Source organism: Streptomyces flaveolus, from assembly GCF_000716535.1.
Lineage (GTDB): Bacteria > Actinomycetota > Actinomycetes > Streptomycetales > Streptomycetaceae > Streptomyces > Streptomyces flaveolus_A.
The window spans coordinates 1-13,406 of the sequence record NZ_JNWV01000059.1; the positions used below are offsets into that span (position 1 = coordinate 1).

General features: G+C 70.5%; 11 protein-coding genes and 4 pseudogenes. 9 read left to right on the forward strand and 6 right to left on the reverse strand.

Going from position 1 to position 13,406, the window contains the following annotated elements:
- On the reverse strand, window positions 1-1,381 hold a 1,381-nt coding region (locus OO52_RS41905), incomplete at its 3' end, for a condensation domain-containing protein (RefSeq protein ID WP_234339951.1).
- Between the two features lie 620 nt (window positions 1,382-2,001).
- On the opposite strand from OO52_RS41905, the gene OO52_RS41910 reads away from it, so the two are divergent.
- The 7 genes and pseudogenes from OO52_RS41910 (at window position 2,002) to OO52_RS41940 (ending at window position 6,184) form a co-directional block, all read left to right on the forward strand.
- Window positions 2,002-3,405, forward strand: coding sequence for a class I adenylate-forming enzyme family protein (locus OO52_RS41910; protein ID WP_063738850.1), 1,404 nt, complete (start codon window positions 2,002-2,004; stop codon window positions 3,403-3,405).
- Window positions 3,402-3,638, forward strand: coding sequence for a hypothetical protein (locus tag OO52_RS41915; RefSeq protein ID WP_030653020.1), 237 nt, complete (start codon window positions 3,402-3,404; stop codon window positions 3,636-3,638). The genes OO52_RS41910 and OO52_RS41915 overlap by 4 nt, the downstream gene beginning before the upstream one ends.
- Window positions 3,639-3,684: 46 nt before the next feature.
- The gene (locus OO52_RS41920) at window positions 3,685-3,885 is read left to right on the forward strand and encodes an MbtH family protein (protein WP_030653023.1); all 201 of its coding nucleotides are present in this window, start codon (window positions 3,685-3,687) and stop codon (window positions 3,883-3,885) included.
- Between the two features lie 9 nt (window positions 3,886-3,894).
- Window positions 3,895-4,458 (forward strand): hypothetical protein, encoded by a 564-nt coding sequence (locus OO52_RS41925; RefSeq protein WP_030653026.1) that lies wholly within the window; start codon window positions 3,895-3,897, stop codon window positions 4,456-4,458.
- Window positions 4,455-5,087, forward strand: a complete 633-nt coding sequence (locus OO52_RS41930; protein WP_030653030.1) for a DUF6875 domain-containing protein — start codon at window positions 4,455-4,457, stop codon at window positions 5,085-5,087. Before OO52_RS41925 ends, OO52_RS41930 begins: the two co-directional genes overlap by 4 nt.
- Before the next feature lie 445 nt (window positions 5,088-5,532).
- Window positions 5,533-5,718 (forward strand): annotated as a pseudogene (locus tag OO52_RS41935) (aldo/keto reductase); the annotation flags it as partial.
- Between the two features lie 46 nt (window positions 5,719-5,764).
- Window positions 5,765-6,184 carry an SRPBCC family protein gene (locus OO52_RS41940; RefSeq protein WP_030653035.1) on the forward strand — a complete coding sequence of 140 codons (420 nt, stop codon included), beginning with the start codon at window positions 5,765-5,767 and terminating at the stop codon, window positions 6,182-6,184.
- A gap of 98 nt (window positions 6,185-6,282) precedes the next feature.
- Here the strand turns inward: OO52_RS41940 and OO52_RS54400 are convergent.
- Both OO52_RS54400 and OO52_RS41950 read right to left on the reverse strand, forming a co-directional pair.
- Window positions 6,283-6,402, reverse strand: a pseudogene (locus OO52_RS54400) (LLM class flavin-dependent oxidoreductase); the annotation flags it as partial.
- A gap of 134 nt (window positions 6,403-6,536) precedes the next feature.
- Complete coding sequence (locus tag OO52_RS41950; protein WP_030653041.1) at window positions 6,537-7,505, reverse strand: helix-turn-helix domain-containing protein; 969 nt, start codon at window positions 7,503-7,505, stop codon at window positions 6,537-6,539.
- A 244-nt stretch (window positions 7,506-7,749) separates the two neighbouring features.
- Between OO52_RS41950 and OO52_RS41955 the strand changes: the two genes are divergently transcribed.
- Together OO52_RS41955 and OO52_RS50335 are read left to right on the forward strand one after the other, a co-directional pair.
- Window positions 7,750-11,490 carry a S8 family serine peptidase gene (locus OO52_RS41955; protein WP_245240328.1) on the forward strand — a complete coding sequence of 1,247 codons (3,741 nt, stop codon included), beginning with the start codon at window positions 7,750-7,752 and terminating at the stop codon, window positions 11,488-11,490.
- Between the two features lie 87 nt (window positions 11,491-11,577).
- A pseudogene (locus OO52_RS50335) lies at window positions 11,578-11,832 on the forward strand (S8 family serine peptidase); the annotation flags it as partial.
- A 664-nt stretch (window positions 11,833-12,496) separates the two neighbouring features.
- On the opposite strand, the gene OO52_RS50340 reads toward OO52_RS50335, so the two are convergent.
- The 3 genes and pseudogenes from OO52_RS50340 to OO52_RS53485 form a co-directional block, all read right to left on the reverse strand.
- Window positions 12,497-12,931, reverse strand: a complete 435-nt coding sequence (locus OO52_RS50340; RefSeq protein WP_167347946.1) for an ATP-binding cassette domain-containing protein — start codon at window positions 12,929-12,931, stop codon at window positions 12,497-12,499.
- Window positions 12,932-12,940: 9 nt separating this feature from the next.
- Window positions 12,941-13,096, reverse strand: coding sequence for a hypothetical protein (locus OO52_RS51850; protein WP_167347944.1), 156 nt, complete (start codon window positions 13,094-13,096; stop codon window positions 12,941-12,943).
- Window positions 13,041-13,337: pseudogene (locus tag OO52_RS53485) on the reverse strand (hypothetical protein); the annotation flags it as partial. The pseudogene OO52_RS53485 and the gene OO52_RS51850, both read right to left, overlap by 56 nt.
- Window positions 13,338-13,406: the final 69 nt, after the last annotated feature.

Here is a 13,406-nt window from a genome sequence, read left to right on the forward strand (position 1 = left end):
ACGGCACCACAGCAGCCGGCACCACAGCGGCCGGCCCCGCCAACACCGCCGCCCGCTCCTCCGCGGACAACAGATCCATCCGCCCGATCGGCCGGGAGGGATCCGTCGCCGTTACAGCTCGCAGAGCCGTGAGCAGGCGCCGGTGGTGAACGGCCAGTTCGTTCTGCGTGCACAGTTCGGGGTGGGCGTTCACGTCGACGACCGGCCCGGCGCCGTCACGTCGGTCCCACACGGCGAGGGTGAGGTCGCCCACCAGGCCGGAGGTGAGGTTGTGCGCGGTGGTCGGCAGTCCGGCGAACGTGATCGCGTAGTCGAAGGACATGACGTTGACGACGGGCGCGTACCACGTCCCGATGCGGCCGGGCAGTGCGAGGTCGCGCTGGATGTCCTCGGCCCGGTACCGCTGGTGGCCGCCCAGTTCGCGCACGCGCTCGCCGATCTGGGTGAGGAGTTCGCCGAGTGCCAGCTCCGGTCGTAGCGTGAGCCGGAGCGGGAGGACGTTGGCAGCCGTGCCGGGAGTGCGGCGCCCCACCTGGGTGAGGCGTGCCGTGACCGGCAGGCCGAGGACGACGGTAGCCGCGCCGGTCGTCCGGTGGACGTGGAGGGCTGCGGCGGCGATGACCAGGTGCGACCAGGGGGCGCGGGCCCGGCGGGCCGCGTCGCGGAGCGCCGTGTGTTCCGCCGGTTCCCATGCGGTGGTGTGCCGGAGATAGCGCTCTGGCGTGGTCGACGGTGTGCCGACGATGCCTGCCGGTTGCGGACGGTCGGCGAAGCGCTCCGTCCAGTACGCCCTGTCCTGGGCTAATTGCTCCGATGCCTGGTAGGCCTGTTCGGCAGCGATCAGGTCGGACAGCGTGCCGAACGGGCTGGCTCCCACCGGGCCGCCTTGGGCGAGTGCGGTGTAGACGTCGGCAACCCGGCGTGTGATCAGCAGGGCGCCGAAGGCGTCCATCACGGCGTGGTGGTAGCCCTGGTACCACCAAAAGCGGTCTGCACCGACCTTCAGCAGCGCGTACTCGAACAGCCGGTCCTCGGTCAGGTTCATGGGCCGGGCGACCGCGGCGTCCATCCAGTCGCGGGCGGCCTGCTCGGGGTCCGGCTCCGCGCTCAGGTCGGTGACCGTGAGCGGCCAGTCGGCAGGCTCTCGGAGGGCTTGCCGGACCTCGTCACCTTCCTCGACGAAGCGGACGTGCAGCGCCTCCGCCTCGCCGACGACGAGCCGCAGGGCTCGCGCGAACAGCTCCGGGTCCACGCCTCCGTGGATCTCCAGGTACTCCCCCACCCGGAAGACTCGATTCCCTCTCCCCATCCGCTGCTCGGCGATCCATATTTCGCGTTGCGCAGCCGTGAGGGGCAGCGTGCTGCCGGCACTGATGGACAAGTCTCCACCTCCGAGAATTCCCCCGCACGGACGGCCGGAGAGACAGGAATGAAAAACTCACAATTCCCTGGAAAGCGCGTCGTAAATTCGATCGCGCAGAAGTGAAACGGCGAACTCCGCACTGTCGGAGCGATGCGGATCGCCGCATGCGTACAAGAGCCGGACGTAACCGCCCGGAAACACGACAGAGGGAAACCTAACCCTGGGATATCCGGAGGGTCAAGGAGATCAACCGGCTATGCCACGTGCATGTCCGGCGCCCTGTCCCGCCGGCGGGACACACGGGGAGACCCGGCGGGGCCCGCGCGCACGCCCGGCATCGGCCGTGGTGCCCGCCGATGCGGTCAGGCGGCCAACTCCCCCTGGTTCGGCTGGTGGAGGCCCACCGCTCGCACGTGCGGCGGGACACGACGGCTGCCCGCCGCACCCCGGACGCACCGCCCTCCTCGCAGGTGGCGCCCCGCCGGTGCGGCGGCCGACGTCAGGACCCGCGCGTCGCCTGCGGGTACGGCCCGCCTTGATCGACGGCTCTTGCCCGTCGTTTATCGACGGTGTTAGCTTCAATTTCCATAAATGCCGATCGCACGTTTCCCGAGGCTGTTTCACAGAAGGAAACCCGTATGGCAAAAACACAGTGGGTGAGTCATCTGCTGAACCGCGGCGCGGACGACGACCCGTGGGCCGTGTCAAGCGCTTCGGCCACCCGGGGACAGTTACGCGGTGCGGTGGCCGAGTTCGAGGAGCGATTCCGGAGCCAGGGAATCGGCGAAGGCAGCTCGGTTCTCCTGAGGATGACGCCGAGTTTCACGTACATTCAGGTGCTGTTGGCCCTGTGGGGCCGCGGGGCACAGGTGGTCCTGGTCGACTTCCGACTGAAGCCGGCCGAGTACGCGCCCCTGGTCCAGCAGGTGCGTCCGCAGTACCTCGTCGCCGCGGCCGACGCCGGCGGGCCGGTGGCCGGATTCCGTCAGGAGTCGGACTTCACGGTCCAACGGCTGCCGGACGGCTGGCCCGCCGAAGACGGGATACGACTGGTGCAGTTCAGTTCGGGCTCGTCCGGACGGCCCAAGGTGATCGGCCGACCCGCCGACTCCGTGCTGGCCGAGATCGACCGGCACGCCGCCCTCCCCGGGATCCCCGGCGCGGACGACCGGATGATGCTGCTGAACTCGGTCATGCACAACATGGGCCTGGTCAGCGGCGTGCTGCACGCCCTCGCGTCCGGGGCGACACTGATCATCCCGCCGACGCTGCGCCCGGCCGAGGTCGTACGGCTCATGGCGGCCACCGGGACGACCGCCGTCTACGGGACGCCCGTTCACTACGACCTGCTGTCCCGCGTCGCCGACCGGCCCCAACTGCCAGCACTGCGCGTCGCGGTGTCCGGCGGCGAGCGGGTGCCGCAGGAGACGTACGACAACTTCCGCGCGCGCTTCGGCCTGCCGATCAGCCCGGTCTACGGACTGACCGAGATCGGACTGATCGCGGGTGACCTGTCCGGCACGTCCGTCCCTCCGCGGCTGGGGCTCCCCGTGCCGGGGGTCGAGGTCAAGGTCGTCGACGAGGAGCTGTACGTGCGGATGGACCGCTCGCCGTACCTGTATGGCCGGCACGCCGACCGATGGACGGACGGCTGGCTGCGGACCTTCGACCGGGTCCGGCAGGACCCCGTGACCGGGGTGCTCAGCATGCTCGGCCGTGCCGATTCGCTAGCCGTGATCGGCGGACTGAAGGTCGACCTCACGGAAGTGGAGAACGTCCTCCTGGCCCACGACCGGGTGACGGAGGCCGTCGTGACGCACCAAGAGGTCATCGAGGCGTTCGTGGGCGCCGACCCTGCCGTGGGCGCGGACGAGCTGACGGTCTGGTGCCGGGAGCGGCTGAGCCCTGTCAAGATCCCCAAGCGGTTCCACATCACACGGCTGCTGCCGCGGAACTCCATGGGGAAGCTGATCCGCGACCGTGCGCTGATGCACGGACGCGTCCTGTCGGAATCGCCCTCACGGGCGCAGGGGGACCGATGATCTCGAAAGACGACCTCAGGGCGATATTGACCGAGAACGCGGGACTCGGGCCGCCCGAGGAACTGACCGACGACGCTGAGCTGGTGATTGACTCCTTCACGCTGGTGGTCCTTCAGCACGTCCTGGAGGAGCGGCACGGGTTGGTCATCGAACCGCAGTTCGACGACATGGCCCAGTTCACCTCGATCGACGGCATCCACACCTACGTGACCAGGGTCGCGCAGGAGCACTGACCGGCACACCCGGCCCCCATCCGACGGCATTGCGCAGGGAGCGATGATGAGCAACCCCTTCGAGAACCCCGACGGCACCTTCCTGGTGCTCGTCAACGACGAGGGCCAGCACTCGCTGTGGCCCTCGTTCGCCGAGGTCCCCGCGGGCTGGACGGTCGCGCTCGGCCAGAGCGACCGCCAGACCTGCCTCGCCTACGTCGAGGAGCACTGGACCGACATGCGCCCGCTGAGCCTCATGCGCCGATAGGAGACCTTGATGGACGACGCCGCATTCCAGCAGCTGTTGTTACGGGAGGAGGACCTCGAGGAGTCGTTCTACGGCGAGGAGCCGAGCGCCGCCTACGATCCCGTCTACGTCTCCGGCGACGAGGCGGGGCGGGCCATCGTCGACCTGACCAACATGCTCACGCACGGCACGCATCCCGAAACGGTGCACCACGCCTCCGCGCTGTTCACGAACGTGGTGGGGTCGGTGGTGTTCCACCATGTCGCCGAGTTCGGCCACGGGACCTGCCGGCAGGTCTACCAGGAGCTCTTCGACGCGGTGCACGCCTGCACGCAGTACCGGATGGAACTCAACGACGGCGTGCAGCTGGACATCTCAAGGATGGATCTAAGCCCTGTCGAGCTGGGAGACGGCGGCTTTCTCGTGCGGTGGCTGTCCACCGTCGACCACTTCCGCATCGAGACCGCCTGGGTGATCGTCGCCAAGGACAACATCCTCACCTTCGTCAACGCCCGGGTCCCGGACGAGTCGGAGGTCCAGCGGCTCGCACGTGTCGCGGTCGACCGCGTCGCCGAACTGACCGGTGCGTCATGACGTCCACGGCATCCCTGGTCGACTTCGCGTCCACGCTGGAGACCGTCGAGGAATGGCTGACCGAGTACATCTCGGCGAGCCATCCGGAGATCGGCCGCACGGGCCCCATCTGTCCCTTCGTCGCCCCCTCTCGCAAGAACCGGACGATGGAGATCCGGCTGCGGTTGGCCGGCCACGCGCCGACCCTCGACCTCATCGAGGAGATCGCCCGCAGCAGCCTGCGGGAGTACGAGCTGACGACCTGGCAGGGCCGCAATCCCATGCTGCGGGCCATGGTGGTCGCCCTTCCCGACCTGCGCAGCGAGGACACCGGACTGCTCGACCAGGCCCATGCCCGGGTGAAGGACGCCTTCGTGGCACAGGGGCTCATGATCGGCCAGTTCCACGAGAACTGCGAGGTGACGGCCGCACGCAACCCCCGCTTCACGGTGAGCAAGGCACCCTTGCCCCTGTTCGCCATCCGCGCCATCGCCCTGCACGACGTCTTCTTCCTGTCCGAGCGACCGCACTGGTTCCAGCAGTACCGGGAGCGGTTCGGCAAGTTCTTCGGACCGGGATCCACCGTGATGGACCCGCTCTTGGTGGAGCGCTACCAGGCGGCCGAGCAGGCCTACGGCCGTCCGGCGTAGATCCCGCCGGTCTCCTGGCGGCCGGCGGTGGCTCCGGCAGTGTCGGAGCCACCGGCTGCCCCTCACCCCGACGGCGGCGTGACGCTCGGTGCGGGCGCCGAAGGCCGGGAGCGTGTACCGCCGCATCCGCTCAGCGCGGCACTTCCACCTCGATGCCGCCGAGAGCGTAGGTCCAGCGCCGGTCGAGCCGGGAGCCGCTCTTCCGGGCGCCCTTCAGGTTCTTCACGAAGGCCCTGCGCTGGGCCGGGGTCGCCGAGCGCCACCGAGGGCGGGCAGGTGTACGAGCAGAGCAAGGCGGACTTCCAGCAGTGGGACACCAAGTCCGCCAAGCGAGGACGCCGAACACGATCGGGTGCGCCAGCGCACTCCGGGCGGCCTGCCGGGCACCGGCACCGCGGCGGCGGGCCCGGGCCTGAAGCCGACCGAAGTCGAGACGGCCCTCCTTGCCGCCGCCCTGCAGTTCTCCCTCGCCCACCCCGTGGCCGCCGCCGTCATCCCCGGCGCCACCCGGCCCAGCCGCATCGCCGAGGACATTGCCGCCCTGGACGAGGACGTCCCGGCCGCGTTCTGGCGCGACCTGCGCGCGAGCGGTCTGGTCAGCCCGGCCGCCCCGCTGCCCGACGGCGCCTGACCCCGCACCCCCCGCACCCCCCGCACCAGGATCCAGGAGAACGACCATGGCCTCCACCTCCGTCAACCGCATCGTGCCCGCCTCGCCCGAGAGGGTTTGGAGCCTCATCGGCGGCTTCCACGCCCTGTCCGACTGGCTTCCCTACTTCCCGGAGAGCACCGCGCTCGAAGGTGGCCGGGTGCGCCGACTGAAGAACCCCGAGGGCGACGTCATCATCGAGCGCCCCGTCGACTTCAACGAGGCCGAGCGCCACTACAGCTACGCCATCCTCCAGGCCCCGTTCCCCGTCAACGGCTACGTGTCCACCATCCGGGTCCATGCGATCCCCGGCGAGGAGAACGCCGCCGAGGTCCAGTGGTCCGGCCGCTTCAACCCGGACGGCGCCACCGAGAACGAGGTCGTCGACCTGCTCACCGGCATCTACCGCGGCGGCCTCGACGCCCTTCACAAGCCCCTCGCCGCCTGACATCGCGGCCGGCGCGGCACCCGGCACCCGGCCCGGACACGCCCCACACGTGCCCGGGCCGCGGTGTGCCGGCGCACCAGAACCACGCTCCCGTCGTGTCAGCGCCAGCCGAGTTCCAGCGCCACATGGGTCAGGACGCTGTCGATGACACGGGCGTTGTAGTCGACGCCGAGCTGGTCAGGCACGGTGAGCAGCAGGGCGTCGGCGGCTGCGACGGCCTACAGCCCCGGCTCTTCGCGGAGGAACTTCGGGCCTTCGCCCGTCTCGGCACGTGACCGGCTCGCCGTAGGGCGTGCTCGGCACGGAGAATGCCCCGCGGACACTCGCCTTCGGCGTCGAAGGCACAACCCCTTTAGATCCAGCCTCTCTTCGCGGCCTCGGCCCCCACCTGAAAGCGGGTGTCGAGGCCGAGCCCGGAGGCGATCGCCGCGATCCGGCGGGTCACGGTGCGCGCGCTCGTCCCCAGCTGCCGGGCGATCGCCTGGTCCTTGTACCCCGCCTGCATCATCTTCAGCAGCAGGAGGTCCTGAGCGCTCGGCCCGTCGGCCGTCGCCGGGTCGGTGGCGACGACGGACTGCGCACGCTGCCAGTAGGAGTCGAACAACTCCAGGAGCGCATCGAGCAGTCCCGACCTGTGGACCACGGCGATCATGTCGTAACGGCCCGGGACCAGCGCGACCAGCGCGACGCGTCGGTCCATGATGCGCAGTCTGAACGGCAGGGCCGGCAGGATGCGGGCCTGCTCGCCGATCCGGGCAAGGTGGGTGATCAGCTCGAAACGGCCGGGCTGCGCCAGCGCCTCAGGGGTGTAGACGGACCGGATGTCGACGCCGCGGCCCAGCAGGTCCATCGTCAGGGCCTCCTCCAACTCGGTGCTGTAATGGCCGAGATAGGGAGGACGATCGAGCACCCAGAAGTGAGTGCGAACCGACTGCATCAGTTCGGCGACGCGCAACGTGATCTCCGCCTCGCCCGTGATCACCTCCACCAGTCCGGTCGGATCCTCCCGGAGCCGGCGGGCGCGGTACTCGTCCGCCAGGTCCTCGACGGCGCCCCACACCGCGGTGAACGCCGCCTCGCTCTCGGCCCGGCGTCTGGCGAGCAGCGCGCTCAACGCGGTGTGCGGGCTGACCGGACGGTACTGGCCGTGCCCTTCCTTCCGCAGCATGCCCAGCTCCACCAACCGGGAGATCGTGCGCCGGATCCGGCTGGGCGTGGTGCCCAGGATCTCGGCGATCTCGGTGGCCGTCCGGCCCGACCTGGTCAGACAGACCCGGTAGACCCTTTCGTCGAACTCGCTGATCCCCAGCGTGCTCAGCACCGGCCGCCCTCCCGTGATCACCACCCGACGGCCCGTCGGGATGCGCGTGACGCGAATCGCCAACTGGCGATCTACGACACGAGTCTGATCTAGACATCTCTCCTTCACAAGCCTTCACTCTGAACGTTCACGCCGTCTGTGGAAGGGATCGGAGGCCTTCGATGCCGACGAGCCGTCAGGTGGCGCAACGTGGACGGCAGAGGACGACCGTGCTCTGCCCGACCGCAGAGCCGGGAGAGACCTTGTGAAAGCACACCACCGCAGACGCTGGAGCGTGCCGGTTGCGGCCGGCGCTCTGGTTCTCGCGCTGGCGGGCCCCTACGACGCGACTGCCTCGGCGTCCTCAGCAGCCCGCCTCGACGCCGCGTCCACCGCATCCGCGTCCGACCGGGTGCCCGCGGGCGACCACTCCGTCACACTGATCACCGGTGACGTGGTCACCACCCGGCGGAGCCCCGGCACCGACGGCGAGGCCGGAGGCACCGTCAGCGTCCGCGGTGCCTCCGGGCGCCCCGTTCAGACCCGCATCCTGACGTCGGGCGACGACCTCTACGTGTTCCCCGAGTCCGTACTGCCCTTCGTCGCCGAGGGCACCCTGGACCGGCAGCTGTTCAACATCACGGACATGATCGCCGACGGGTACGACGATGCGCACCGCGACCAGTTGCCGCTCATCGTCTCCTACACGCACTCCGCCGGCACACGCCTCAAGGCCGCTGCTCTGCCCGCCGGGGCGACCCGGGTCCGCACCCTCGACGGCATACGCGGCGCCGCCCTCACCGCGGACCGCTCGCGCGCCGCGGACTTCTGGAAGTCCGTGGCCGGGACCGCGACGACCGACCGAGCCCGCAAGCAGGCCGCCGCACCCGCCTTCGCCGACGGGATCGCGCACATCTGGCTGGACGGCCTCGTCCACGCCGACCTCGCCGACAGCACCAAGCAGATCGGCGCGCCTCAGGTCTGGGCGGAGGGCAACACCGGACAAGGCGTGGACGTGGCGGTCCTCGACACCGGCATCGACGCGGGGCACCCCGACCTCGTGGACCGCGTCGCGAGCCGGCAGAGTTTCGTACCGGGCGAGAACACCGACGACCACTTCGGCCACGGCACACATGTCGCGTCCATCATCGCCGGCACCGGCGCGGCCTCCGACGGCAGGGAGAAGGGCGTCGCCCCCGGCGCCCGCCTCGACATCGCCAAGGTGCTGGACGACACCGGCTCCGGACAGACCTCCTGGATCCTGGCCGGCATGGAATGGGCCGCGGTCGACCAGCACGCCAAGGTCATCAACATGAGTCTGGGCGAGGCGCAGGCGTCCGACGGAACCGACCCCCTCAGCCAGGCCGTCGACAAGCTCAGCGCCGAGACGGGCGCGCTGTTCGTCGTCGCGGCCGGCAACGCGGGCGCACCCGGCACCATCGGCGCACCGGGCGCGGCGAGCACCGCGCTGACCGTGGGCGCCGTCGACTCCGGCGACTCCGTGGCCGACTTCTCCAGCCAGGGCCCCCGCGTGGACGGCGCCCTGAAGCCGGAGATCACCGCGCCCGGCGTCGGCATCCTGGCGGCCAACTCCCGGTTCGACGGCAACGACGCGGGCGCCTACCAGACCATGAGCGGCACCTCCATGGCCACGCCCCACGTGACGGGCGCCGCCGCGCTGATGGCCGCCGCTCATCCGGACCTCACCGGAGGCCAGCTGAAGGACCTGCTGACCAGCAGCTCCCGGCAGACCCCGCAGTACGACGCCTTCCAGGCGGGCAGCGGCCGCCTCGACCTCGCCGCGGCCGCGCACGCCGGTGTCTTCGCCACGGCGACCGCGTACGCCGCGCAGGTCCCGCAGACTCCCGCCGGCGGCGTGCGGCGCCCGGTGACCTACACCAACACCACCGACACGCCGGTCACCCTCGCGCTGACCGTCGAAGCCGCACACGCCCCGGCCGGCGTGTTCCGCCTCTCCGCCCCCCAGGTGGTCGTGCCCGCGCACGGCAGCGCCGGTGTCACCGTGACCATCGACGGCTCGGTCGCCCCCGCCGACGGCCGGTACACCGGCCAGGTCGTCGCGAGAACCTCGGCCGGGAAGGTCGCGGCGCACACCGCCGTCTCCCTCGGGGACGTCGAACACAAACTGACCATGACGTTCAAGGACGCCCATGGCCGGCCCATGTCCGGCGTGGTCGAACTGCTCAGGTCCGGTGACGACTCCCCCGCGTTCGTCGAGATCGACGCCTCCGGCACAGGGCAGATGTACCTGCCCAAGGACGTGTACTCGGTGCTCTCCTTCAAGACGGTGCAGGGCGTCCACGGCCCCCACTCGTGGGGCATGGCCCTGCTGGGCGACCCCGACGTCAACCTGGACCGCGACACCACCGTCACCCTTGACGCGTCCGCGATCGACCGCATCGACATGACGGCCCCTCAGCGGACCGAGACGACCTACCAGCGGCTGGACTACACCCGCATGATGGGCGGCCAGGTCTGGCGGGACTACATGGAGACCCAGACCAACTACGACAGCCTGTGGGCCCAGCCGACCACCCACAAGGTCACTCACGGCGACTTCTACCTGGCGGCCCGCTGGCGCAAGGAGAAGCCCGCGCTGGCCGTCTCCACCCGCACCACCGACTTCACCGATGTGCTGCGCCAGGACGGCGTCACCCCCCTGCCCAAGGGCAGTGCCAAGCTCCCCCTGGTCTTCGCCGGCCAGGGCGCGAGCAGCGACTACGCGCACCTCGACGCGCACGGCAAGGCCGTGGTGGTACGCCGCAACGACGACGTCACCGACATCGACCAGGCGGCCGCCGCAACAGCCGCGGGCGCCGAACTCATGCTGGTCGTGAACAACGTGGACGGCCGCGGCTTCCGCCGCTACAACGCGCCGTTCGGCTCGACACCCGTCCCGCTCGACGTGGGCCTGCTCAGCACCGACGAGGGCGAGAAGCTCGTGCAGCAGGCCCGGGCCCGCGACGCCTCCGTCACGGTCGACTCCGCACCCGTGAGCCCGTACGTCTACGACCTCAGCCGGACCTGGCACAACGAGATCCCCGACCGCATGGTGGTGCCGGGCACTTCCAGGAACCTCGCCCGGGTCGACGAGACCTTCGACAGCCCGGCTCCGGGGAAGACCGGCGGCGAGTTCCGCTTCGACTGGCCCGCCTACAACGACTGGGCCATCGGCGAGCTGATGCCGGAGCCGGTGCGCGGCAAGCGCACCGACTGGGTCTCCACCGGGGCGTTCAACAGCTGGAGCCAGAGCGCTTACGCGGACGGCATGGTCTTCGAAGCCGGGGCCAAGACCGCCTACCGGGCGGGCAGCAGGCAGTCCGAGGAATGGTTCAAGCCGATCGAACGGCCCTACCTGAACGACGTCTACAGTCTTCCCACGCGCAAGGGCGACCATCTGTACATCGACATCCCAGCCTGGGGCAGCCGCGACCACGTCGGCATGAACCAGATCGACAGCGGAGCGGAGCAGCGCCAGACCCTCTACCAAGGCACCAAGGAACTCGGCACCGGAACCTTCACGAACGTCTCGGGCGACGCGCCCAGCGCCGGGAAGCTGCCGTACCGGCTGGTCGTCACGGGCAAGCGCGACGTTCCCTTCACCCCGTACTCCTCCGGCACCCGCACCGAGTGGGACTTCACCTCGAAGGCGGCGTCGGACGGCTCCGACGCGGTCCTGCCGCTGGTGCAGATCGACTACACGGTCGCCACCGACCAGGCCGGGCGGGCCGGGAGGCACGACACCCTGTCCGCCACCGCCGCACAGCTGCCGGGTGCCGCCGGCGCCGGCCGGGTCGGCGCGGTCACCCTGGAGCTGTCCTACGACGGCGGCACGACATGGCACAGGGCCACCGGTGACCATGACGGACGGTACCGCCTGGACGCACCGAAGAACGCGTCCTACGTGTCGCTCAGGGCGAGCGCCGAGGACTCGGCGGGCAACGCGGTGCACCAGACCGTGATCCGGGCGTTCGGCCTGCGCTGACGCCACCCCGCGGCTCGCACGCGGGTAAAGGCCGGTCCGTCCGTGGTAGCACGACCACGGACGGACCGTTCGCCGTCTGGCGGCCCCGTACCGGACTCCGGCGTCGACACCCCCCACCCCGACCTCGCCCCGCGCATCATCGGCACCCGGAGCTCCGTCCCGGGCGAGGACGTCATCGACCACAACGGTCACGGCACCCACACCGCCTCCACCGTCGCCGGAACCGGCGCCGCGTCCGGCGGCAAGGAACGAGGCGTCGCCCCCGATGCCGACCTGCTCGTCGGCAAAGTGCTCGACAACTCCGGCTCCGGCGCGATGTCACAGATCATCGCGGGCATGGAAGCGGGCGGCCGCTCCAGGCGTCGGAGCCGGCTGGCGCGCTGGGCTTCGGTCTTCCCGGTGAACACGAACGCCACCGGCACGTACCCCTCGCGGCCCGTCGCCGGGTGGATCCGCGACCACTGCCGGAAGGCGTGCACGGCCGCGCCCAGGCCGTCTGCGACGACGGGGCGGTCTGCGTGCAGACGGACTTCTGGCACAACGCCTCACTGACGGATCCACTGCCGGTGGGCATGGGGGTGAAGGTGTCCAGCAGTGCCGCGCGCCTGTGTCAGGGCAGTCGATGGGTCAGCGCGCCGCCGACCTCGGGGGTGAACTGCCCTGGCTGCTGTTCGGTGCGCTCGCGCTGGTGCTCTTCTCCCGGCTACTCAGGGCAGTCTTGCTGCAGGGGCCGTTCACCGAGGTGGTGGCACACCGGCTCTCCGTTCTCGGCTGGTTCGTCACCGCGGGCACGCCGCTGGCCGGCCTCATCGTCGGCTGGTCTCAGCCCACCGCTCGATCCCAGACCTCGACCTCGCGCCGCGCGACAGCGCCGGCCGGGTGCGCTTCAGCGGTGACGTCGAGATCCTGCGGCCGGTGGACGGCGGGCGCGGGCGGTTGTTCTTCGACTGGGGCAACCGGGGCGACAAGCGGGCCATCCAGTACTCTCCGAACCGCTCAGCACGACTTACTCCGGTGGTACGCGTTGCGAAGGGTCCGCGGGAGCCGGCGCCGGGGTGAAGGGGCCTCCCGGCACCGCGGCCAGGAGTTGTCCGGTGGAGGGCTCGGCGGAACGGTCGAAGATGGTGCGTACGTCACCGGACTCGACGACGGCTCCGTCCCACGTCACCACTGAGCGATCGCTGACGTGGTGCACGACTCCCAGGTCGTGGGAGATGAACAGCAACGTCCCGCCCGTCTCGCGACGCAGGTCGTCGAGCAGGTCGAGGATGCGCACCTGGACCGGGACATCCAGCGCGGACACCGGTTCGTCGCACACGACGACGTCGGGGGTCGGTGCCAGGGCGCGCGCGATGGCCACGCGGCGCCGCTGCTGTCCGCCCGAGAGTTCTCGGGGGCGTCGGCACCGCACCGATGCGGGCAGCCCGACCTGATCGAGCAGGGTCGCCGCTCAGGCGCGGCGCTCGCGTCGACCACGCACCGCTGTCAGCGCGATCGCCTCCCCCCACACTCGTTCCACGTCGTAGCGGCGGTCGAAGGAGCCGAGCGGATCCTGCTGCACGGCCTGCACGCGCGGGCGCAGCGGCCGCCGCCTCTTCTCGGGCACTCCCGTCCACGGCTTGGCAGTGGGCCGCCGCCCAGGTGTCCTGCCGGGCCACGGCCAACGCGGCGGGCAGGTCGAGGTCGCGGTCGAGCACGGTGATGCCCGGCAGCACGGCCAGGTGTTCCGCGGTGCCGGGCCGGGCACGGTCGGCTTCCACGAGCGCGTACGCCGGGGCGTACAGGTACCAGCCGGCCTGGACGTGGGCCACCCCAACCAAGTCGATGAAGCAGACGGAACAGGTGATCGTCCGTGAGCCGGGGCCGGGTAAGACGCCTCCGGACACGCCAGCGGCTTCCCGACTCCTGCCTGCGAC